Origin of the sequence: Alteribacillus bidgolensis (assembly GCF_002886255.1) — a bacterium.
Taxonomy (GTDB): Bacteria; Bacillota; Bacilli; order Bacillales; family Marinococcaceae; genus Alteribacillus; species Alteribacillus bidgolensis.
The window spans coordinates 3,820,763-3,842,336 of the sequence record NZ_KZ614149.1; the positions used below are offsets into that span (position 1 = coordinate 3,820,763).

The 21,574-nt window shown below is 43.1% G+C and carries 16 protein-coding genes, 12 tRNA genes, 3 rRNA genes and 1 pseudogene; 31 read left to right on the forward strand and 1 reads right to left on the reverse strand.

From position 1 onward, the window contains the following. The first annotated feature begins 72 nt into the window (after positions 1 to 72). From CEF16_RS18975 to CEF16_RS19035, 13 genes are all read left to right on the forward strand, one after another. Complete coding sequence (locus tag CEF16_RS18975) at positions 73 to 1,611, forward strand: NAD(P)H-hydrate dehydratase (RefSeq protein WP_091584775.1); 1,539 nt, start codon at positions 73 to 75, stop codon at positions 1,609 to 1,611. Positions 1,612 to 1,659: 48 nt separating this feature from the next. After that, positions 1,660 to 2,712, forward strand: coding sequence for a LolA family protein (locus CEF16_RS18980; protein WP_091584776.1), 1,053 nt, complete (start codon positions 1,660 to 1,662; stop codon positions 2,710 to 2,712). Positions 2,713 to 2,815: 103 nt separating this feature from the next. Further along, positions 2,816 to 3,955, forward strand: coding sequence for an alanine racemase (alr, locus tag CEF16_RS18985; protein ID WP_091584778.1), 1,140 nt, complete (start codon positions 2,816 to 2,818; stop codon positions 3,953 to 3,955). Between the two features lie 290 nt (positions 3,956 to 4,245). Then, complete coding sequence (locus CEF16_RS18990) at positions 4,246 to 4,527, forward strand: antitoxin (protein ID WP_091584780.1); 282 nt, start codon at positions 4,246 to 4,248, stop codon at positions 4,525 to 4,527. Positions 4,528 to 4,895: 368 nt separating this feature from the next. Further along, complete coding sequence (locus CEF16_RS18995; protein WP_091584782.1) at positions 4,896 to 5,735, forward strand: RsbT co-antagonist protein RsbRA; 840 nt, start codon at positions 4,896 to 4,898, stop codon at positions 5,733 to 5,735. A gap of 29 nt (positions 5,736 to 5,764) precedes the next feature. Further along, a complete protein-coding gene (locus CEF16_RS19000) occupies positions 5,765 to 6,121 on the forward strand; it encodes an STAS domain-containing protein (RefSeq protein ID WP_091273721.1) in 357 nt (118 codons plus the stop codon). Between the two features lie 3 nt (positions 6,122 to 6,124). Continuing rightward, positions 6,125 to 6,538: an anti-sigma regulatory factor gene (locus CEF16_RS19005; protein ID WP_091584784.1), complete on the forward strand. Its 414-nt coding sequence runs from the start codon at positions 6,125 to 6,127 to the stop codon at positions 6,536 to 6,538. A 34-nt stretch (positions 6,539 to 6,572) separates the two neighbouring features. Beyond that, positions 6,573 to 7,565, forward strand: a complete 993-nt coding sequence (locus tag CEF16_RS19010; protein ID WP_091584845.1) for a PP2C family protein-serine/threonine phosphatase — start codon at positions 6,573 to 6,575, stop codon at positions 7,563 to 7,565. A 207-nt stretch (positions 7,566 to 7,772) separates the two neighbouring features. Continuing rightward, positions 7,773 to 8,102, forward strand: coding sequence for an STAS domain-containing protein (locus CEF16_RS19015; RefSeq protein WP_091584786.1), 330 nt, complete (start codon positions 7,773 to 7,775; stop codon positions 8,100 to 8,102). After that, entirely contained in the window at positions 8,102 to 8,593 is a 492-nt protein-coding gene (rsbW, locus tag CEF16_RS19020; protein WP_091584788.1) for an anti-sigma B factor RsbW, read from the forward strand. Before CEF16_RS19015 ends, rsbW begins: the two co-directional genes overlap by 1 nt. Further along, positions 8,556 to 9,353: an RNA polymerase sigma factor SigB gene (gene sigB, locus CEF16_RS19025; protein WP_425428032.1), complete on the forward strand. Its 798-nt coding sequence runs from the start codon at positions 8,556 to 8,558 to the stop codon at positions 9,351 to 9,353. The genes rsbW and sigB overlap by 38 nt, the downstream gene beginning before the upstream one ends. Next, positions 9,354 to 9,956: a PP2C family serine/threonine-protein phosphatase gene (locus CEF16_RS19030; protein ID WP_091584792.1), complete on the forward strand. Its 603-nt coding sequence runs from the start codon at positions 9,354 to 9,356 to the stop codon at positions 9,954 to 9,956. A gap of 203 nt (positions 9,957 to 10,159) precedes the next feature. After that, entirely contained in the window at positions 10,160 to 12,346 is a 2,187-nt protein-coding gene (locus tag CEF16_RS19035; protein ID WP_091584794.1) for a Tex family protein, read from the forward strand. Positions 12,347 to 12,479: 133 nt separating this feature from the next. On the opposite strand, the gene cmpA is transcribed toward CEF16_RS19035, so the two are convergent. Then, positions 12,480 to 12,602 carry a cortex morphogenetic protein CmpA gene (gene cmpA / locus CEF16_RS19040; protein ID WP_091584796.1) on the reverse strand — a complete coding sequence of 41 codons (123 nt, stop codon included), beginning with the start codon at positions 12,600 to 12,602 and terminating at the stop codon, positions 12,480 to 12,482. Between the two features lie 116 nt (positions 12,603 to 12,718). Here cmpA and CEF16_RS19045 point away from each other — a divergent pair, with 116 nt between their 5' ends. The 18 genes and pseudogenes from CEF16_RS19045 (at position 12,719) to CEF16_RS19125 (ending at position 21,569) form a co-directional block, all read left to right on the forward strand. Then, entirely contained in the window at positions 12,719 to 13,168 is a 450-nt protein-coding gene (locus tag CEF16_RS19045; protein ID WP_091584798.1) for a SprT family protein, read from the forward strand. 190 nt (positions 13,169 to 13,358) lie between these two features. Further along, a tRNA-Asn gene (locus tag CEF16_RS19050) sits at positions 13,359 to 13,433 on the forward strand. A 3-nt stretch (positions 13,434 to 13,436) separates the two neighbouring features. Beyond that, positions 13,437 to 13,527 (forward strand) — tRNA-Ser (locus CEF16_RS19055). A gap of 10 nt (positions 13,528 to 13,537) precedes the next feature. Beyond that, a tRNA-Glu gene (locus CEF16_RS19060) sits at positions 13,538 to 13,612 on the forward strand. A 5-nt stretch (positions 13,613 to 13,617) separates the two neighbouring features. Beyond that, positions 13,618 to 13,693 (forward strand) — tRNA-Val (locus CEF16_RS19065). Between the two features lie 227 nt (positions 13,694 to 13,920). Beyond that, positions 13,921 to 13,996: transfer RNA gene (locus CEF16_RS19070), tRNA-Asp, on the forward strand. Between the two features lie 29 nt (positions 13,997 to 14,025). Continuing rightward, positions 14,026 to 14,100, forward strand: a tRNA-Gln gene (locus CEF16_RS19075). 7 nt (positions 14,101 to 14,107) lie between these two features. Further along, positions 14,108 to 14,191: transfer RNA gene (locus tag CEF16_RS19080), tRNA-Leu, on the forward strand. A 27-nt stretch (positions 14,192 to 14,218) separates the two neighbouring features. Next, positions 14,219 to 14,305, forward strand: a tRNA-Leu gene (locus CEF16_RS19085). 7 nt (positions 14,306 to 14,312) lie between these two features. Further along, positions 14,313 to 14,389, forward strand: a tRNA-Arg gene (locus CEF16_RS19090). A 133-nt stretch (positions 14,390 to 14,522) separates the two neighbouring features. Next, positions 14,523 to 14,599, forward strand: a tRNA-Pro gene (locus tag CEF16_RS19095). A 6-nt stretch (positions 14,600 to 14,605) separates the two neighbouring features. Next, positions 14,606 to 14,679: transfer RNA gene (locus CEF16_RS19100), tRNA-Gly, on the forward strand. A 74-nt stretch (positions 14,680 to 14,753) separates the two neighbouring features. Continuing rightward, a tRNA-Ile gene (locus tag CEF16_RS19105) sits at positions 14,754 to 14,830 on the forward strand. Between the two features lie 168 nt (positions 14,831 to 14,998). Next, positions 14,999 to 16,567, forward strand: a 16S ribosomal RNA gene (locus CEF16_RS19110). 291 nt (positions 16,568 to 16,858) lie between these two features. Continuing rightward, positions 16,859 to 19,798, forward strand: a 23S ribosomal RNA gene (locus tag CEF16_RS19115). 133 nt (positions 19,799 to 19,931) lie between these two features. After that, a 5S ribosomal RNA gene (gene rrf / locus CEF16_RS19120) occupies positions 19,932 to 20,048 on the forward strand. The 16S, 23S and 5S rRNA genes sit together here with 12 tRNA genes alongside, the layout of an rRNA operon. Before the next feature lie 64 nt (positions 20,049 to 20,112). Continuing rightward, a complete protein-coding gene (locus CEF16_RS23915; protein ID WP_170032144.1) occupies positions 20,113 to 20,262 on the forward strand; it encodes a hypothetical protein in 150 nt (49 codons plus the stop codon). Between the two features lie 109 nt (positions 20,263 to 20,371). Continuing rightward, positions 20,372 to 21,569 (forward strand): annotated as a pseudogene (locus tag CEF16_RS19125) (NRAMP family divalent metal transporter). The last annotated feature ends 5 nt before the right edge of the window (positions 21,570 to 21,574 follow it).

Genomic DNA, 21,574 nt, shown 5'->3' on the forward strand with positions numbered 1-21,574 from the left:
CATGTTACGGCTTGTTTGCATATCTTAGTTGTTTTGTTCATAGAAATATATTGCGGTTAGGAGGGACCTGCCATGCAAGTGGTCACCGGTGATGAAATGAGGCAGGTGGATCGCTGTGCCATTGAAGAAATAGGAATGAAAGAAGAGGTGTTAATGGAAAATGCCGGCAGAGCTGCAGCCCAAGAAGTGGAAAGGCTGTATACTCATTTAGATCAAAAGAAGATCGCAGTTCTGGTTGGTAAAGGGAATAATGGCGGTGATGGCTTTGTAATAGCGAGGACTCTTTTAGAAAAAGGACGAGATGTGGATGTGTGGCTTCTGGCAGAAGAGGAACAATGGAAGGGAGCGGCCCTCTACCATAAGCATTTATTTGAATCCTGCGGTTTTGAAGGGTACAGGTGGAAATCAGCCGAAACCCTTTTAGAAAAGAACTACGATTTATTTATTGATTCTATGCTTGGCACTGGCATAACTGGTGAATTGCGTTCTCCTTATAAAGAATCAGCAGCATGTTTAAATGAAGCAGCAGGAGATATCATATCGATTGATATTCCAAGCGGGGTACCGACGGGAGAAGAAGAAGTTCCTAAAAGTGCAGTGCAAGCAGATATTACAATTACGCTGCAATCCCCTAAATGCAGTGCATATCTTTTCCCGGCAAGAGCTCATTATGGAGAGATAAAAGTAGTGGATATCGGACTGCCTAATGCCGCATGGAAATCAATTAATGTGTCAAGAAAAGTGTGGACGAAGTCTGACGTTCAAAAAACACTGCCAGAACGAAAGGTTTCTGCTAATAAAGGGGACCATGGAAAAGGCCTGCTTGTTGGAGGGTCATTACAAATGCCAGGAGCGCTTAGCATGTCAGCATCTGCTTGTATTTACAGCGGGGCTGGGTTGTTAACGACTGCTCTTCCATCTAGTATCCTTTCTATTGTTTCCAATAACGTACCAGAAACAATGTTTTTACTGCTGCCTGAAAAAGACGGGGGGATTGCCGGGGAGCTTATAGGTAAGGATTTCTCATTTGAGAATTACGATGCGGTAGCAGCAGGACCCGGGCTTGGAAGAGAAAAAGGTACTAAAAACCTCGTTCGAAAGTTGATTTCAGAAGTGGAAACACCTCTTCTGCTAGATGCAGATGCTCTATATTATTTGCCAGAATTGGCTCAAGAAATGAAAAGACGTCAGGAACCACTCATCTTATCCCCACATCCGGGAGAGATGGGCCGCCTCACTGGATTGTCAGCTAGTGAAGTTAATAAACGGCGTTTTGAAATATCCCGCCATTATGCACAAGAATATGGTTGTTATCTGATATTAAAAGGTCCGTATACCATTGTCACTACCCCTCAAGGAGGACAATATATAAACCAAACGGGTAATGAAGCATTGGCAAGAGGCGGGACGGGTGATATTTTAACCGGGATAGCATTAGGGATGCTTTTGCAAAACGAGTCTATATCTTCATCTCTTTGCAATGCAGTATACGCCCATGGGCTGACATCTGATTTAGCTGTGCAACAGAAATATACTTCTACTTCAATGGCGTCGTCTGATTTGATTCATCATCTGCCGCTTGCATTTCGTACCATAGTTTCTTCTTTGTAAAGGTTCCCTCCTTTGTCGTTATCTTAAGGACAAAGGAGAAATGATAACGTGCGCAGACTATTTCTGTTAATTGTTATGTTTATCGCGTTGCTTGGGTTAATTACAGCGTGCGGTGAAAAGTCGCAAGAAGAAGTTGTACAGGACCTTGACAAAAAACTTCAAGACATGGATGGATACAAAGGAAAAGCATCAATGACTCTAGAAACTGGCGAGGAAGCCCGCACCTATAATGTAGACATTTGGCACATGCAGAATGAAAAAAATAAATATTACAAAGTACATTTAAAAAATGACAACGAAGAACAAAATCAAATGATTATTAGAAATGATGATGGAGTATTTGTATTAACGCCAGCTCTTAATAAAAGTTTTCGCTTTCAAAGTGACTGGCCTAATAACAATAGCCAAGTTTACCTTTATGAATCCCTTATCTCTGATATATTGATGGATGCTGAACGTACTTTCGCTATTCACGAAGGTACCTACGTATTTGAAACAAAAACGAACTATCAAAATAAAAACCTTCACCATCAGGAAATTGTACTAGATGCCAAATCACTAGAACCTCGTACTGTTAAGATTTATGATGCTGATTATAAATTACTAGTTTCTGTAGAATTTACAGAATTTGATGAAAATGCTTCTTTTGATGACAATGACTTTGATACAGATAAAAATATGACAGCCGCTGCCTTAGAAGAAGAAGAAATTCCTGCGTCTGCAGAAGAAGATGATAACGAAAACCAAGAAAATAATTCCTTTGAAGTTGTGTATCCATCATATCAACCACAAGGCTCTTCTTTAGAAGATACGGAAGAATCAATGACGGATACGGGGCAGAAAGTTGTGTTATCCTATAGTGGAGATCAGTCCTTTACCATTGTGGAACGTTCTGAGCAAGCCTTACAGGCAGCTGCGAATGTGGATGTAGGTGCAGGACAGCCTGTTGACTTAGGTTTTACAGTGGGAGCACAAACCGAAGGTTCACTCACATGGCATCATAATGGTGTAGAATACTTGCTTGCTTCTAATGACTTAAGTCAAGAGGAAATGATGGCAATCGCACGTTCGATGGATTATTCTGGACAAAACCTCAAATAAAAATTTTAGTGCCTCAAAAGAATCAGCTCTCTTTTGAGGTTTTCTTTTGTGCTACAATAACGGATAGAAAATAGCAGGATATGACAGCATAGGAGAAGATAGGATGGCTTTTAAACAAACATCGTATAGAGATACATGGGCAGAGGTTAATCTAAATCATATTAAGTCAAATGTAGAAAAAGCAAAAGCACATTTTAAGCAGAAGATGCATTTGATGGCCGTTGTGAAAGCTGATGGGTATGGGCATGGTGCTGTGAAAACTGCAGAAGCCGCTCTTCAAGCTGGGGCAGCATTTTTAGGTGTTGCTCTTTTAGAAGAAGCAATTGAGCTCAGAGAGACAGGAATAGAAGCTCCTATATTAGTTTTAGGACGAACCCGCCCGGAAGACTCACAGCTCGCAGCCGAGCAAGATATTCGTTTAACAGTATTTCAAGAGAGCTGGCTGGTTGAAGCCGAGAAGCATTTATCTTCAAAAAACAAGCTGCACATTCATATTAAAGTAGATACAGGCATGGGGCGTATAGGGATTGTTTCAAAGGAAGATTTAGTTTCATTTGCAAACGTGCTGAAAAGTTGTGAAAAAATAGAAACGGAAGGCCTTTTTACACACTTTGCCACTGCGGACGAAAAAAATTCTTCTTATTTCCAAAAACAATATCATCGATTTCTTAATATGCTGGAAGCGGCAGCAGACAATATCGGGGACCTTTCCTATATTCATTGTGGAAACAGTGCAGCAGGCCTTCGTTTTCCTGATAAGTGTTTTAATATGTTTCGTTTTGGAATATCAATGTATGGACTGACTCCTTCAGAGGAAATCTTAGATGAAATTCCTTTCCCTTTAAAACAGGCTTTTTCGCTGCATAGCCGTATCGTTCAAATAAAAAAACTATTACCTGGCGAAAGCATCAGCTACGGAGCAACGTACACAACGATAGATGAAGAATGGATAGCAACCATCCCGATTGGTTATGCTGATGGCTGGTATAGGTACCACTCAACCTATGGAGGAGAAGTCTTGGTTAATGGCCAAAGAGCACCGATCGTGGGAAGAATATGCATGGATCAAATGATGATTAAGCTTCCAGAATATACTCCAATTGGAACAAAGGTTTCGTTAATTGGTGAACAAGACAATGAGTCTATAACTGTTTTAGAAGCAGCAAACCGGATTCACACGATTACTTATGAAATACCATGTATGATTAGTAAAAGAGTCCCCCGTATATATGTAGGTGGTTGATTGCTGAAAAACGAATCAAACGCAGTTTTTTTACTGTTAAGGAATTTTGCTGGCTGGCGCCTCTGCGAGAATGGATCCGTCTTCTAAGCGCCCTGCGTGGAGAGACGCAGACACCGTTCCGTGTTTTGCAGAACCTGTCACAGGTAACCAGGGGCGTTTGTGCTTTTATAATAGGTTACAAGAAATGGTTTTAAAATTCATCTTAAACGTACTTTGCAAAATGTATAACTAAATGCTATGATTGAATAAAATGAACAGAGACAGTAAGGCGTATGCTGGAGGTGTGTGGAGTGTCTCAGAAGAGCACAAAGCAAATTAATGTCAGTCTTCCCGAGTATTTACTGCGTGAACTAGACGGAATAATTGAAAATGATGAAGTGGACCGCAACGACTTTATCCATCAAGCTACAGAATTTTATCTTAAAGAGCGCCAAAAAAAGAGAGTACGGGAATCTATGCAGCAAGGTTATATGGAAATGGCCAGCATCAATTTGCATATAGCAGCCGAATCTTTTCTGGCAGAAGAAGAAGCAGAACATTCACTTGATAACAGACTAGTAAGCGGAGTGTGATCGATCTCCCCCTATAAGCTGAACATTGGTTCGTCTCAATTATACCCTTCCGTGCTATTATTTCTATTTTATTTAATGTTTTTTACTAAATGAAATACGGGCTGAAAAGTTGCTGCTTACATGTAGCAGCTTTTTTTGTAACGTCTAATATTAAAAGTTATGTCTTTAGCAGGCTGATTTTGGTCACTCTGTTTTAAAAGGTGGAGTATGAGAAAAAGTGAAAAAAAATTTATTATTATATGATTTGTTTGCGCCTAAATGGAAGACGTGAAATAATATAAACAAGTATGTGTATATATTTTTTACCATTTTATAATCTTTTAAACTACTTGTTGAAAAAACATAAATAGTCTTTGGAGGAATTGTTTATGCAGCCATCCATTATAGAAATGATTTATAGTCAACGTCAGGAAATCATTGATCGCTGGAAAGAAGAAATTCGGCATTTTAGTGATAATGAATTTACCCGCAGCTTACCCGCAGAAGTGTATAATGAAACGAATGTAGAATTCGTCCGTTTAATTATAGATACACTGGAATTAGAACAGAGCGAAGCTAAAGAGAAACTTCGTCAGTTTGCAGAACGCTTCATTAATACTGGATGGCCGCTCAGTTACTTTACTCAAGGGATGCAGGCTTTTCGTCGAGTGCTGCTGGAAACAATGACCTCCCAAGAAACTATTAATTCAAAAAAAGTATTCGAGACGTTTTATGAAGTAGAAAGCTGGATCGATGGCATTATTAACCAACTTGTAGATGAGTATTCAGGTTCATGGGAAAATACGCTGCATCTTCAAAAGCTGGCATTAAAAGAACTATCGGCCCCGTTAATTCCTGTATTTGAGAAAATTAGTGTAATGCCTCTTATTGGTACCATTGATACGGAAAGAGCAAAGCTCATTATGGAAAATCTGCTTGAAGGCATTATCGAGCATCGATCTCAAGTTGTTTTAATTGATATTACGGGTGTTCCTGTAGTAGATACAATGGTTGCTCATCATATTATTCAAGCATCAGAAGCTGTCAGACTGGTTGGTGCTGAGTGTATTCTTGTAGGTATTCGCCCTGAAATTGCTCAAACCATCGTAAATCTAGGCATCGATCTTGGTAAGTTCCCGACAAGAAGCACCCTTCGAAAAGGGATTGAAACAGGTTTGGAATTGACCCAGCGGAAAATCGTAAATATCTCTAGTGACGATTTTAGATAAATGCAGTAAATAGATCGGAGGGTAATAGTGTGCGCATTCCAATCTTAAAACTACATGATTATTTATTAATATCTGTGCAAGTAGAATTAGATGATCAAACGGCCCTTCAGTTTCAAGAAGATCTTTTAAATAAGATTCATCAAGAAGGCTCTTCCGGTGTGGTCATTGATCTTACTTCCGTAGAAATGATTGATTCTTTTATAGCAAAGGTATTAGGAGACGTAGTAGAAATGTCCAATTTGATGGGAGCAAAAGTTGTTTTGACTGGTATTCAGCCTGCCGTTGCTATCACCTTAATTGATATGGGTATTATGCTTGACGAGGTGCCTACTGCTCTTGATCTAGAACAAGGTCTGGATAAACTTCAACAGGAATTGGAGGGATAAAAAATGAGTGTCCAATCCAATGTTGAAGTCCGTACGGAATGGGGAATCGTTTCTGCTCGTCAAGCTGGAAGAAATTTAGCAAAAGAAATAGGTTTTAGCAGTGTAGATCAAGCTAGAATAACGACTGCCATTTCGGAGTTGGCAAGAAACATTTACCTATACGCTGAAAAAGGTGAAATAATTATTGAGGCCGTCGAAGAAATGCAATCGACTGGTGTGAAACATGGAATAAAAATAACCGCTAAAGATAAAGGTCCTGGTATTAAAAACATTCGCCAGGTAATGGAGGACGGTTTTACGACTTCAGGTGGTTTAGGAGCAGGACTGCCAGGTGTAAAAAGACTGATGGACGAGTTTGATATTGATTCTATTGCAGGTGAAGGTACGGAGATAACGACGATAAAATGGAACAGCTAAAGGAGGTTGAAGGTTGGCAGATTCTTTTAGCTTAATGCAGGAACAATATGCCAAAATATTACAAACATATTTACAGGAAAAAAATGAAACAGGCCTATATCACGCACAGCAATTTAGTAAAAAAGTACTTGAACATCAAATTTCTCCGGAAGAAGTAGTCAGTCTTCATCTAGATGCAATAGAAAAATTCTTTCCGGATCTTCCTCAAGGGGCACGGGATTCCTTTGAATTTCTTTTAGAAGTAATGATGGGATATGGGATGGCTTATAGGGAACATCAAAGCCTAAGAGATAAACAGAAAGAGTTAGAAACGGAAATAAATGTAGCGGCGAATATGCAGCAGACATTTTTACCTAAAGAAATCCCGAGTGTAGACTCCCTTGATGTTGGTGTGATTAGTGTGCCTGCTTCAAAAATGAGTGGAGATTATTACCATTTTGTTAAAGATGAAAATAATTGTATAGGTGTAGCTATCGCTGACATTATAGGTAAAGGGGTACCGGCTGCATTATGTATGTCTATGATTAAATATGCGATGGATAGTCTGCCGGAACAAAGGCTTCAGCCAGGTGCTCTTTTAGAAAACCTTAACCGTGTTGTCGAACAAAATGTGGCTTCTAATATGTTTATTACGATGATGTATGGCTCGTATGATCCGCGTGTCCATCATTTTTATTATTCAGGAGCAGGTCATGAGCCTGGTTTTTATTATAATTATAAGACAGACAGCTTTGAAGAACTTTATGCAAAAGGATTGGTTCTGGGTATTACAAGGGATACTACTTTTCGTGAATACCATAAAAAAGTTGAACCGGGAGATTTTATTGTGCTGCTCTCTGATGGCGTAACGGAATGCCGTACGGATGAGGGTTTTATTGAAAGAGAAGAACTTACTCGGTTTATTCATCAGTATAAGCATCTACCTGCCCAAGAAATAGTTAATAATGTCTTCTACCAATTGGAAAAACTGCAAGGTTTTCAACTTCGTGATGATTTGTCCTTAATAATTTTGAGAAGAAAGGTTTAAGTTTATACTTATTTGGGAAAGTACAAACAATGAATCAATAATAAAAAAACGAAGCGGCCCCAGGCCGTCTTCTTTTTTACCACCGTTAAAAAATTGAGGTTTTCAACTCTGTTATAAGCGCATTTCTGGCTCTAAGATTTGGCTGAAGACCAAGTTTTCTAAATATGTACTTCAACTCAAGATAATGTTTGCATAGGAGGCATTAAAATGAATCTTGACATCAGAACAGAAGAAAAAGACCACCGTAATATTCTTTACGTGGGTGGCGAGATTGATGCCTATACAGCTTCACAATTAAGGGAGGCTCTGCTTCCTTTAACCGAGAAAGACGGAACAAATGTCATCGTTGATTTGTCAGGAGTTGATTATATAGACAGTACTGGGTTAGGCATTTTTATCGGAGCATTAAAATCTTCGAACAGCAATAATACTACACTCAAGCTCATCGGTTTGAATTCCAGGGTGAAACGGTTGTTCTCTATTACAGGATTAGATGAAGTGATGGACATCGATGAAGAAAGAGAGGAGGCCAAGTGATGAGTGATAAGGCTAAAGATTATATTGAAATGAAACTGCCGGCAAAAGCAGAATACGTGGGAGTCGTGAGGTTAACCGTCTCGGGAGTTGCTAACCGGGTCGGTTATTCCTATGATGATATTGAAGATTTGAAGATTGCAGTGGCTGAAGCGTGTACCAATGTTGTAGACCACGCATACAAACAAAATGGTTTGATGGCTTTGGGGTGCAGTATTTACAAAGACAAAATAGAAATTGTTGTTTCAGATAATGGACAAAGTTTTAATTTCGATGATTTGAAAAAGGGACTTGGCCCAGTAGACGGGACAAAGCCGATAGGAGAGCTAGAAGAAGGGGGGCTAGGACTTTTTCTTATTAATTCTCTGATGGACAAAGTGGAAATCAATAGAGAATCTGGCGTTGCAATTGTGATGACAAAGTTTCTGCAAAGAGATGAGGTGGAGCAGGATGCCAATGGAGTCCCAGCACCAACAAACGCACAAAAGCAATAAGGAAGAAGAGAGCCAGGTATATGAATGGATAAAGCAATTCCAGCAAGATCCTTCAGAAGACATTCAAACGAAGTTAGTGAAACATTACGAGCCGTTGGTGCAGTCTTTGGCACGAAAGTTTTCAAGAGGACAAGACCATGATGATGACTTGTACCAAGTGGGTATGATTGGTCTGCTGGCTGCTTTAAGAAGGTTTGATGACTCCTTTAAGCGCAGCTTTGAATCTTTTGCAGTGCCTACAATAGTTGGGGAAATAAAAAGATTTATAAGAGATAAAACGTGGAGTGTGCATGTCCCTAGGCGTATAAAAGAATTGGGCCCTCGTATTAAAAAAGCTGTAGAAGAGCTGACTAATGAACTTCAGCGTTCCCCCCAAGTAGAAGAAATTGCTTCTTATTTGGAAGTGAGTGAAGAAGAAGTTTTAGAGACAATGGAAATGGGTAAAAGTTACCAAGCTCTCTCTGTGGACCGGTCTATTGAAGCAGACCAAGAAGGCAGCGCTGTTACACTTCTTGACCTAGTTGGGGCCACAGAAGAAGGATATGAAAAAACGGATCAGCACATGCTATTAGAAAAAGCATTCGGTATTTTAACAGATCGAGAAAAAGAAATATTGCAATGCACTTATTTTGACAATTTAAGTCAGAAAGAAACAGGCGATAAGCTGGGTATATCTCAAATGCATGTATCCCGCTTGCAGCGCAGAGCTTTGCAGAAATTACGGGAATCTATAAGAGTGGAGCCATCGGAGTGTCTTTAAATGATTGAAAATAAAACACATTCCAAAGTTGATATTGCAGCTTTTCAACAGGAGAAAAAGGGGAATTATCGATGCGGGGACGCTTATGTTACTGTGGAAACGGATGATTATTTTATCTGCGCTTTGGCAGATGGTTTAGGAAGCGGTGAAGGAGCGTATCGTTCCGCTAAAAAGGCAATGGATATTATTGAACAATATCATCATGAGAACGTGCCCAGTATGTTAGAGAAATGCAATCGGGCTTTAATACAGGAACGAGGTGTAGTAATTACCATACTAAAAGCCTGTTTTTCTGTAAACGAAATAGTATACGGAAACATTGGTAATATAGGAACTTATTTAATTTCTGACAAGGGAGAAGCTTCGCGCCCGATTCCTGCACCAGGATATATGTCAGGTCGTAAATTTCAGTACAGATTAGCTCATTTCCCGTTTCGCAAAGGTTTTCAATTTTTATTACATTCGGATGGCATTACGATTTCGCAGGCCGACCAGCAATGGATTAAAACGTCTAGGTCTCCTGAATGCTCTATACAACACTTGTCAAAAAAAGCTAAAAATTATGATGATGACACAACAATAATAGCTGGATTTATCACGTAAGAGCCCATACTAGAGGCTCTTATTTTATTTTATACTTTAGGAGTCTTTAACTTTGTTAAAGAGAAAAACTACGACCTTCGCCATCTAATATCCTGCTTATAGTTGAGCCTGTCTTGGAAATATGCGTATGATATAGTGAAAAGGAATTTATGCAAACTGATTTAACTCATACATAGAAAATACAAAAAGGAGTTCGTTGTGTAATGGAAGTAAAAGCTAAGAATGAAGAAGTTCTCATTGAAAATATAACAAAAGATCTAAAATTAAAAACAAGATCTGTTAAAAATATTATACATTTACTCGAGGAAGGTAATACCGTTCCGTTTATTGCACGGTACAGAAAAGAACAAAGCGGTGGTGCTGATGAAGTACAAATTCGTGCTGTTCAAGAATCTTGGGAATATGGAAAACAATTAAATGTAAGAAAACAAGAAGTACTGCGTCTGATTGATGAGCAGGGAAAATTGACAGAAGCATTAGCCTTATCAATTGAGTCTGCAAATAAATTACAAGAAGTAGAAGATTTGTACCGGCCGTATCGTCAAAAACGAAGAACAAGAGCAACAACTGCCAAAGAAAAAGGGTTAGGACCGCTGGCCTCCCATATTTTTTCTCAGCCTCGAGAAGGAGACATAGAAGCGGAAGCAAACAGCTATGTGTCAGAGGAAAAAGAGGTTGAAACGAGGGATCAGGCCTTACAAGGTGCAATGGATATTATTGCTGAATGGATAGCAGACGACCCGGATGTTAGAAAAAAAATTAGAACAATGACATTTCAAAACGGTTATATCATATCTGCAAAGAAGAAAAATCAAGTAGATGCTCAAGATATTTACGAAATGTATTATGAATTTGAAGAACCGCTTAAAAACATTCCTTCTCACCGAGTTCTTGCGATGAATCGCGGAGAAAAAGAAGGTATACTAAAAATTTCAATCCAAACAAAAGAGGATCCAATACATTCCTTCCTTGAAAAGCATGTTATTAAACGGTTTGGTTCTCCATCAGTATCTTACTTAGAAAAAGCATACGAAGACGCATATAAACGATTGGTTGCTCCAGCTATCGAAAGGGAACTTCGTAAGGAATTGACAGAAAAAGCGGAGGAACAGGCTATTCATATTTTTTCCGAAAATCTTAGGAATCTGCTGCTGCAGCCTCCTGTTAAGGGGAAAGTCGTTCTTGGAGTGGACCCGGCTTACCGTACAGGCTGTAAGCTTGCTGTTATTAATGAAACAGGAAAATTGCTTTATACAGATGTGATGTATCCAGTACCTCCCAAAAAAGAGGTAGAAAAATCAAAAGCTTTAATAAAAAAGCTGCTGGAAAAATACTCGATTGAAATAATTGTCATAGGAAATGGAACAGCGTCTAGAGAAACGGAAGAATTTATCGCCGAAGTTATTCCTGAGCTTACAGAAGACGTCTCATATCTTATTATAAGTGAAGCGGGAGCCAGTGTATATTCTGCATCGACTTTAGGACGTGAAGAATTTCCCGATTTAGAGGTAGAAGAAAGAAGTGCCGTTTCTATTGCAAGGCGTCTTCAAGATCCATTAGCTGAGTTGGTGAAAATTGATCCAAAGTCGGTGGGGGTAGGGCAGTATCAACACGATGTATCTCAATCGAAACTAAATGATTCATTAAGATTTGTAGTAGAAACAGCAGTGAACCAAGTGGGGGTCAATGTAAACAGTGCATCGTCAAGCTTGTTGCAGTATGTAGCTGGATTATCAAAAGCAGTAGCAAATAACATCATAAAAGCAAGAGACGAACAGGGGATGTTTTATTCACGTAAAGAACTTCAAAAAGTTCCGCGACTAGGAGCAAAAACGTATGAGCAGGCAGCTGGATTTTTACGGATTCCTGACGGCAAAGAACCGTTAGATCGAACAGCAATTCATCCAGAAAGTTATGATGCAGCACTGAAGCTTTTAGACATAATCGGTGCCGAAGCAAATGAAGCTGGTGATCCATCCATTACAGAAAAGTTAGAGAAAATAAATATAGAAGGTACTGCTGAAAAACTAAACGTAGGGGTGCCGACTCTCCGAGACATTGTGGAAGATTTAAAACGGCCGAATAGAGATCCAAGAGACAAATTACCGCTTCCGGTTCTAAAAAAGGGAATTATGAAAATGGACGACTTGGAAAAGGGAATGGAACTTCAAGGAACGGTTAGAAATGTTGTTGATTTTGGAGCATTTATTGACATAGGTGTTAAACAAGACGGACTTGTGCATATTTCTAAGATGGCTTCACGTTTTATCAAACATCCAATGGAAGAAGTTGCTGTTGGTGATGTAGTAAATGTATGGGTAGATGATGTTGATGTGAAAAAGGGAAGAATTGATTTAACGATGATTCAGCCGGAAAAACAAACAACGTAATTTAATAAAAAATTGGCTTGCCGCCAAGTCTAAATGGCGGCAAGCCTTAGTCTTTATTGAAAATTAATGTATTCTCATTCTTTTGATGGTATATCGTTACATACATGTTGATAAAAAAACTGGCCGGGAAATATTAACGGCCAGCTTTTTTTTGTTTTAATTGGTAATCGAACCAGCATTGGTTGAGTACCCGGATCTCCTGACGGTTTTTTTCAAGAAATGCTTTTTCGAGCTGCCGCATGAACCAGCCAGGCATTCCGCATGACCTCCTGTATGGTTTATAAAATTCAAGCGAAAAAATTTATCGTTTGGTAACATTAGTATATGCCTTACAGTTTGTCAGAGTTTACAAAAAAGGGGCAAGTTTTAGAAATGCAGGACAAGGAATTGAACCAGATCACAAAAGAAATTTCTCAAACGTTTTTCGGGAAGCCTTTTAAGCATAAAGCATTGTTTAATAAACGCTTACGAACAACAGGAGGGCGTTATTTATTAACTTCCCATAATATTGAGATCAATCCTAAACATTACGAATGGTTTGGAAAAGAAGAATTGATTTCAATAATTAAACATGAACTTTGCCATTACCATTTACATATTGAAGGAAAAGGGTATAAGCACCGGGATCAAGACTTTAAACGTTTGTTAAAGAAAGTCGGCGGGTCAAGACATTGTCAGGGAATACCAGGAACGAAAAATAGAAACAAAAAAGTCCACTTTTATCAGTGTATGGCTTGTAGTGCGCAGTATAGAAGATACCGAAAAATGGATACATCTAAGTACTTGTGTGGAAAATGTAAGGGGGAAATAAAAAAAATATAAGAATCCGCTTGACCATTTTTTGCTGCCTGTGTTACATTATAAAAGTCGCTTGAGACGACAGATCTTAAACCACGGAACACTCGCGTTAAAAAAAAGAAAAAACTTATTGACACGGTGTAAATGATTCGTTACAATATACATTGTCGCTGAAAAACAGCGAGATAAAAAACACAAACTTAATAAAAAATATTCCACAGTAGCTCAGTGGTAGAGCTATCGGCTGTTAACCGATCGGTCGCAGGTTCGAATCCTGCCTGTGGAGCCATTAGGAGAAGTACCCAAGTGGCTGAAGGGGCTCCCCTGCTAAGGGAGTAGGTCGTGCGAGCGGCGCGAGGGTTCAAATCCCTCCTTCTCCGCCATGAATATTTCGGCCCGTTGGTCAAGTGGTTAAGACACCGCCCTTTCACGGCGGTAACAGGGGTTCGAATCCCCTACGGGTCACCAATTTCGGAGGGTTAGCTCAGCTGGGAGAGCATCTGCCTTACAAGCAGGGGGTCGGCGGTTCGATCCCGTCACCCTCCACCACTTCCATTGATAACAATGATTCTAGCGGATTTGACATGAATGAAGTAAAGTAATGTAATCAAAAAAGATATCCTAACAAAGAGTCGCCCCTTGATCCAATCACCTTTTTGAATAATAACCAAGAAGGTCGAGGAAGCAAGGGAGAGAAGGAAGGAGCGTACAAAAGTACGTGACTGACAGAACGACAGCAGCTGACGAAGAGATTCGCAGATTATTATTCAAAAAATGGGCCTGTGGTGTAGCGGTTAACATGCCTGCCTGTCACGCAGGAGATCGCGGGTTCGATTCCCGTCAGGCCCGCCACTTTATAATAAAATAATAACAAATATTGATGGGCCATAGCCAAGCGGTAAGGCATCGGATTTTGATTCCGTGATGCGCTGGTTCGAATCCAGCTGGCCCAGCCATCAACACGCGGGTGTGGCGGAATTGGCAGACGCGCTAGACTTAGGATCTAGTGTCTCTGACGTGGGGGTTCAAGTCCCTCCACCCGCACCATTTTATTTTGAAAAACAATTGGTCTGCGCGGTCGTGGCGGAATGGCAGACGCGCTAGGTTGAGGGCCTAGTGGGAGTTAATCCCGTGGAGGTTCAAGTCCTCTCGACCGCACCATAAATATGCGCCCGTAGCTCAATTGGATAGAGCGTCTGACTACGGATCAGAAGGTTAGGGGTTCGACTCCTCTCGGGCGCGCCATTTAAAAATATTTAATAACAATGAAATTCATTATTGCATAACAGAATTTTAAGTAGTATAATAGATAATTAGTTCCTTCGAAATTATTGACACAAGAATTAATGAATATAGTATCTAGTCTTTATTAAGTAAACGGGAAGTAGCTCAGCTTGGCAGAGCACTTGGTTTGGGACCAAGGGGTCGCAGGTTCGAATCCTGTCTTCCCGACCATTACACGCGGGTGTAGTTTAGTGGTAAAACCTCAGCCTTCCAAGCTGATGTCGTGGGTTCGATTCCCATCACCCGCTCCATTTTATTTCTTCTATAATTAAATATGGAGCAATAGTTCTTTTTTTATGCTTCAATGCAAAAAAAGAAATAATTTGGGCCTGTAGCTCAGTTGGTCAGAGCGCACGCCTGATAAGCGTGAGGTCGGTGGTTCAAGTCCACTCAGGCCCACCACAAAAAAGTGATAAAAAGTTGTTGACATTGTTTTAGCAACTTGTTATGATAATACTTGTCGCTTTGAAAGAGAGCGCTAAGTTGTCCTTTGAAAATTGAATGAAAGTCAAGCGTCTGTTAATTTCTTTAATTGTTATGTAAGATACAGCTTGTATCAGACGAACCAATTTATTGGAGAGTTTGATCCTGGCTCAGGACGAACGCTGGCGGCGTGCCTAATACATGCAAGTCGAGCGCGGGAAGCAGGCAGATCCCTTCGGGGTGACGCATGTGGAACGAGCGGCGGACGGGTGAGTAACACGTGGGCAACCTGCCTTGCAGACTGGGATAACCCCGGGAAACCGGAGCTAATACCGGATGACCAATCAAATCGCATGATTTGATTGTAAAAGTAGGGACTTGTTCCTTACACTGCAAGATGGGCCCGCGGCGCATTAGCTAGTTGGTGAGGTAAGAGCTTACCAAGGCAACGATGCGTAGCCGACCTGAGAGGGTGATCGGCCACACTGGGACTGAGACACGGCCCAGACTCCTACGGGAGGCAGCAGTAGGGAATCATCCGCAATGGGCGAAAGCCTGACGGTGCAACGCCGCGTGAGTGAAGAAGGTTTTCGGATCGTAAAGCTCTGTTATCTGGGAAGAACAAGTACCGGTCGAATAGGCCGGCACCTTGACGGTACCCGATCAGAAAGCCCCGGCTAACTACGTGCCAGCAGCCGCGGTAATACGTAGGGGGCAAGCGTTGTCCGGAATTATTGGGCGTAAAGGGCGCGCAGGCGGTTTCCTAAGTCTGATGTGAAAGCCCACGGCTCAACCGTGGAGGGTCATTGGAAACTGGGGAACTTGAGTACAGGAGAGGAGAGCGGAATTCCACGTGTAGCGGTGAAATGCGTAGAGATGTGGAGGAACACCAGTGGCGAAGGCGGCTCTCTGGCCTGTAACTGACGCTGAGGCGCGAAAGCGTGGGGAGCGAACAGGATTAGATACCCTGGTAGTCCACGCCGTAAACGTTGAGTGCTAGGTGTTAGGGGTTTCGACGCCCTTAGTGCCGCAGCAAACGCATTAAGCACTCCGCCTGGGGAGTACGACCGCAAGGTTGAAACTCAAAGGAATTGACGGGGGCCCGCACAAGCGGTGGAGCATGTGGTTTAATTCGACGCAACGCGAAGAACCTTACCAGGTCTTGACATCTTCTGCCACTTCCAGAGATGGAAGGTTCCCCTTCGGGGGACAGAATGACAGGTGGTGCATGGTTGTCGTCAGCTCGTGTCGTGAGATGTTGGGTTAAGTCCCGCAACGAGCGCAACCCTTAACCTTAGTTGCCAGCATTCAGTTGGGCACTCTAGGGTGACTGCCGGTGACAAACCGGAGGAAGGTGGGGATGACGTCAAATCATCATGCCCCTTATGACCTGGGCTACACACGTGCTACAATGGATGGTACAGAGGGACGCGAAGCCGCGAGGTGAAGCGAATCTCAAAAAGCCATTCTCAGTTCGGATTGCAGGCTGCAACTCGCCTGCATGAAGCCGGAATCGCTAGTAATCGCGGATCAGCATGCCGCGGTGAATACGTTCCCGGGCCTTGTACACACCGCCCGTCACACCACGAGAGCTTGCAACACCCGAAGTCGGTGAGGTAACCCTATGGGAGCCAGCCGCCGAAGGTGGGGCAGGTGATTGGGGTGAAGTCGTAACAAGGTATCCCTACCGGAAGGTGGGGATGGATCACCTCCTTTCTACGGAGTATTTTCCGAGTCGAGCTCCGCTGGATCTCATGATCCAGGGAGCGGACGCTGTGACTTTCATTCAATTTTGAGAGGAGAACTCTCAATGAATGATCTTCGGCTAAGTACGTCACGTCCTGTGACAACGCCGAAGGCAGGACATCCTGTCCGTTGTTCCTTGAAAACTGGATAACGAATGCAAGAGCCAAAGAATACACCGGAGTTTCATCAAGGTGGTCAGTACATGACCATGATTGTGAGACTTTCGAGGCGTGTTTTAGAATGATACAACTACCTTTGTAAGGTTAAGCTAGAAAGGGCGCACGGTGAATGCCTTGGCACTAGGAGCCGAAGAAGGACGCGACGAACGGCGAAACGCCCCGTGGAGCTGTAAGTAAGCTTTGATCCGGGGATATCCGAATGGGGAAACCCACCATCCATAATGGGATGGTATCCGCACCTGAATCTATAGGGTGTGAGAAGGCAGACCCGGGGAACTGAAACATCTTAGTACCCGGAGGAAGAGAAAGCAAATGCGATTTCCTGAGTAGCGGCGAGCGAAACGGAATCAGCCCAAACCAGGGTGCTTGCACCCTGGGGTTGTAGGACACTCCATCGGAGTTACCAAGAAACAGCGTAGGCGAAGCGGCCTGGAACGGCCCGCGAGACACGGTAAGAGCCCGGTAGTCGAAACGCTGTTTCCTCCGGAGTGGATCCTGAGTACGGCGGGGCACGGGAAACCCCGCCGGAATCCGGGAGGACCATCTCCCAAGGCTAAATACTCCCTAGTGACCGATAGCGAACCAGTACCGTGAGGGAAAGGTGAAAAGCACCCCGGAAGGGGAGTGAAAGAGATCCTGAAACCGTGTGCCTACAAGTAGTCGAAGCCCGTTTATGGGTGACGGCGTGCCTTTTGTATAATGAACCGGCGAGTTGCGATCGTATGCAAGGTTAAGCGGAAGACGCGGAGCCGAAGCGAAAGCGAGTCTGAACAGGGCGTACAGTATGCGGTCGCAGACCCGAAACCGTGTGATCTACCCATGTCCAGGGTGAAGGCAGGGTAACACCTGCTGGAGGCCCGAACCCACGCAAGTTGAAAATTGCGGGGATGAGGTGTGGGTAGTGGTGAAATGCCAATCGAACTCGGAGATAGCTGGTTCTCCCCGAAATAGCTTTAGGGCTAGCCTCGGATAAAAGAGTCCTGGAGGTAGAGCACTGATTGGACTAGGGGTCCCTACAGGATTACCGAATTCAGTCAAACTCCGAATGCCAGCGACTTGTTATCCGGGAGTCAGACTGCGAGTGCTAAGATCCGTAGTCGAGAGGGAAACAGCCCAGACCACCAGCTAAGGTCCCTAAGTATACGTTAAGTGGAAAAGGATGTGGAGTTGCTTAGACAACTAGGATGTTGGCTTAGAAGCAGCCATCATTGAAAGAGTGCGTAATAGCTCACTAGTCGAGTGACTCTGCGCCGAAAATGTACCGGGGCTAAACGTATCACCGAAGCTGTGGATGCACACCATCGGGTGTGCGTGGTAGGGGAGCGTTCAAAGGGCGGAGAAGCCGGATCGTGAGGACCGGTGGAGCGCTTTGAAGTGAGAATGCCGGTATGAGTAACGAAAAGAAGGGTGAGAATCCCTTCCGTCGAAAACCCAAGGTTTCCTGAGGAAGGTTCGTCCGCTCAGGGTTAGTCGGGCCCTAAGCCGAGGCCGAAAGGCGTAGGCGATGGAAAACAGGTTGAAATTCCTGTACCACCTCCTTCCCGTTTGAGTGACGGGGGGACGCAGGAAGGTAGGGTAAGCGCGCTGCTGGAATAGCGCGTCCAAACCGTAAGGCCGATGAACAGGCAAATCCGTTCATCATTAGGCGAAGCGGTGATGGCGAGGGAAATAATAGTACCGAAGTTCCTGATCCTACACTGCCAAGAAAAGCCTCTAGCAAGGGAAGAGGTGCCCGTACCGCAAACCGACACAGGTAGGTGGGATGAGAATTCTAAGACGCTCGGGAGAACTCTCGTTAAGGAACTCGGCAAAATGACCCCGTAACTTCGGGAGAAGGGGTGCTCTCTAGGGTGAATAGCCTTGGAGAGCCGCAGTGAATAGGCCCAAGCGACTGTTTATCAAAAACACAGGTCTCTGCGAAGCCGCAAGGCGAAGTATAGGGGCTGACACCTGCCCGGTGCTGGAAGGTTAAGAGGAGGGGTTATCCCTTTTGGGAGAAGCTCCGAATTGAAGCCCCAGTAAACGGCGGCCGTAACTATAACGGTCCTAAGGTAGCGAAATTCCTTGTCGGGTAAGTTCCGACCCGCACGAAAGGTGCAACGACTTGGGCACTGTCTCAACGAGAGACCCGGTGAAATTATAATACCTGTGAAGATGCAGGTTACCCGCGACAGGACGGAAAGACCCCATGGAGCTTTACTGCAGCTTGATATTGGATTTTGGTACAGCTTGTACAGGATAGGTAGGAGCCTTGGAAACCGGACCGCCAGGTTCGGTGGAGGCGTCGGTGGGATACTACCCTCGCTGTACGGAAATTCTAACCTCGGACCGTAACCCGGTCCAGGGACAGTGTCAGGTAGGCAGTTTGACTGGGGCGGTCGCCTCCCAAACAGTAACGGAGGCGCCCAAAGGTTCCCTCAGAATGGTTGGAAATCATTCGCAGAGTGCAAAGGCAAAAGGGAGCTTGACTGCGAGACCTACAAGTCGAGCAGGGACGAAAGTCGGGCTTAGTGATCCGGCGGTACCGTATGGAAGGGCCGTCGCTCAACGGATAAAAGCTACCCTGGGGATAACAGGCTTATCTCCCCCAAGAGTCCACATCGACGGGGAGGTTTGGCACCTCGATGTCGGCTCGTCGCATCCTGGGGCTGAAGTAGGTCCCAAGGGTTGGGCTGTTCGCCCATTAAAGCGGCACGCGAGCTGGGTTCAGAACGTCGTGAGACAGTTCGGTCCCTATCCGTCGCGGGCGCAGGAAATTTGAGAGGAGCTGTCCTTAGTACGAGAGGACCGGGATGGACACACCGCTGGTGTACCAGTTGTTCCGCCAGGAGCATGGCTGGGTAGCTACGTGTGGACGGGATAAGTGCTGAAAGCATCTAAGCATGAAGCCCCCCTCAAGATGAGATTTCCCATAGCGCCAAGCTAGTAAGACCCCTTGCAGATGACAAGGTTGATAGGTCTGAGGTGGAAGCGTGGTGACACGTGGAGCTGACAGATACTAATCGGTCGAGGGCTTATCCAAAACAAAGGTAAGCGCCTCGTAGAGCGGCTCATGTATTTCGTTGTGCAGTTTTGAGGGAGCAATTCCCTATCAAGAAAAGGATCGTTGAGATGTTGTCTCCTATGAGACGATGATCAAACGACTCCACCCAAAGTCTGGTGACGATAGCGAAGAGGTTCCACCCGTTCCCATGCCGAACACGGAAGTTAAGCTCTTCAGCGCCGATGATAATGAAGGGGCAACCCTTTGTGAAAGTAGGACGCTGCCAGGCCATAATGAAAGCTGTCAGAATAGAATTCTGGCAGCTTTTTTGTATTGTTTAAGAAGGTGATCAAATGCAGTGCGTCTGGCTTCAGCGATGTGCCTCTTATTACATCATCACTATAAATCAATTAGAGCAGGAATCAACCACTCCTGCCCCCCATTTATTAGAGTGGTTTCATTTACATGGCGGAAAGCCGAGTTTTTCTTATGTTCTGTTATAATATGTTGGTAACTAATAGTGAAAATGTGGTAGTTTATCTTTTACATAATCAAGAAAAATAGGGTGAAAAATACTAGGACAGCAAGGTTTCACTTTATGGAGGGAAAAAGATGAATGAACCGGCACATCAAAAAAAGCGATTAAGTGTCATGGCAGGCGCTGCATTTTTAATGGCAACCTCTGCTATTGGATCGGGGTTTTTAACACAAACTGCTGTTTTTACATAGGAATTACTAGCTAGTTTTGCGTTCGTTATTTTAGCTTCTATCGTATTAGATATTGGAGCTCAAATGAACATTTGGCTATTATTGCTGTATCTAAAATGAAAGGACAGGACATAGCGAATGCCGTTTTACCTGGTCTAGGTCATGTTGTCGCTTTTTTTATTGTACTGGGAGGTCTTGCCTTTAATATTGGAAATGTAGCCGGAGGCGGATTGGGATTCAATGCACTTACTGGTATTTCAACAACAATCGGCTCAATTATTACAGCAATAATTTGTATTATTATTTTTATTGTAAAAGAAGCTGGCACCGCTATGGACCGGATTGTTAGAGTGTTGGTAGCATTAATGATTTTTTTAACAGCATACGTCATGCTAGTTAGTTCGCCTCCTTATATTGAAGCGTTATTACGTACTGCGGCCCCGGCTGAAATAGATATTATGACTATCATAACAGTGGTAGGCGGAACAGTTGGCGGGTATATTACTTTTGCTGGAGGACACAGGATGCTAGATGCTGGTATAGCAGGGAAAGAAAACTTACGGCATGTTACTAACACTTCTATTACAGGAATTATTGTAGCTTCTATCATGAGGGTGCTTCTTTTTCTAGCTGTATTAGGTGTCGTTTCAGGTGATGTTACCTTAAACCCGGATAATCCAACTGCTACGGTGTTTTTAACAGCAGCAGGAGAATTGGTCTTCGGTTGTTTGGGCTTGTCCTTTGGGCGGCAGGTATTACTTCAGTAGTAGGCACTGCCTATACCTCTGTATCTTTTTTAACGTCCTTTCATCCAAGTATCGAGAAGAATAAAAGATATTGGACGATTGGTTTTATTGTATTTTCTACTTTTGTGTTTGCGGTAGTTGGGGAACCAGTATTTTTATTAATTTTTGCTGGAGCATTTAATGGTTTAATATTACCATTAACTTTAGGTTCTGTGTTGTTAGCAGCTCACTATAAAGAGATTGTGAAAGATTATACTCATCCGCTATGGATGACTGTATTCGGAGGAATAGTAGCCATTGGGACTGCGGTACTGGGGATACGCACATTACTGACTCAGCTGCAGAACTTTTTTTAAGGAAG

Excerpts from the sequence above, each read along its gene's own strand:
- CEF16_RS18975 (WP_091584775.1), top strand. The coding sequence starts at position 73 with ATGCAAGTGGTCACCGGTGATGAAATGAGGCAGGTGGATCGCTGTGCC.
- alr (WP_091584778.1), top strand. The coding sequence starts at position 2,816 with ATGGCTTTTAAACAAACATCGTATAGAGATACATGGGCAGAGGTTAAT.
- CEF16_RS18995 (WP_091584782.1), top strand. The coding sequence starts at position 4,896 with ATGCAGCCATCCATTATAGAAATGATTTATAGTCAACGTCAGGAAATC.
- CEF16_RS19005 (WP_091584784.1), top strand. The coding sequence starts at position 6,125 with ATGAGTGTCCAATCCAATGTTGAAGTCCGTACGGAATGGGGAATCGTT.
- CEF16_RS19010 (WP_091584845.1), top strand. The coding sequence starts at position 6,573 with ATGCAGGAACAATATGCCAAAATATTACAAACATATTTACAGGAAAAA.
- CEF16_RS19015 (WP_091584786.1), top strand. The coding sequence starts at position 7,773 with ATGAATCTTGACATCAGAACAGAAGAAAAAGACCACCGTAATATTCTT.
- rsbW (WP_091584788.1), top strand. The coding sequence starts at position 8,102 with ATGAGTGATAAGGCTAAAGATTATATTGAAATGAAACTGCCGGCAAAA.
- sigB (WP_425428032.1), top strand. The coding sequence starts at position 8,556 with ATGGAGTCCCAGCACCAACAAACGCACAAAAGCAATAAGGAAGAAGAG.
- CEF16_RS19030 (WP_091584792.1), top strand. The coding sequence starts at position 9,354 with ATGATTGAAAATAAAACACATTCCAAAGTTGATATTGCAGCTTTTCAA.
- CEF16_RS19035 (WP_091584794.1), top strand. The coding sequence starts at position 10,160 with ATGGAAGTAAAAGCTAAGAATGAAGAAGTTCTCATTGAAAATATAACA.
- cmpA (WP_091584796.1), bottom strand. The coding sequence starts at position 12,602 with ATGCCTGGCTGGTTCATGCGGCAGCTCGAAAAAGCATTTCTTGAAAAA.
- CEF16_RS19045 (WP_091584798.1), top strand. The coding sequence starts at position 12,719 with ATGCAGGACAAGGAATTGAACCAGATCACAAAAGAAATTTCTCAAACG.
- CEF16_RS23915 (WP_170032144.1), top strand. The coding sequence starts at position 20,113 with ATGCAGTGCGTCTGGCTTCAGCGATGTGCCTCTTATTACATCATCACT.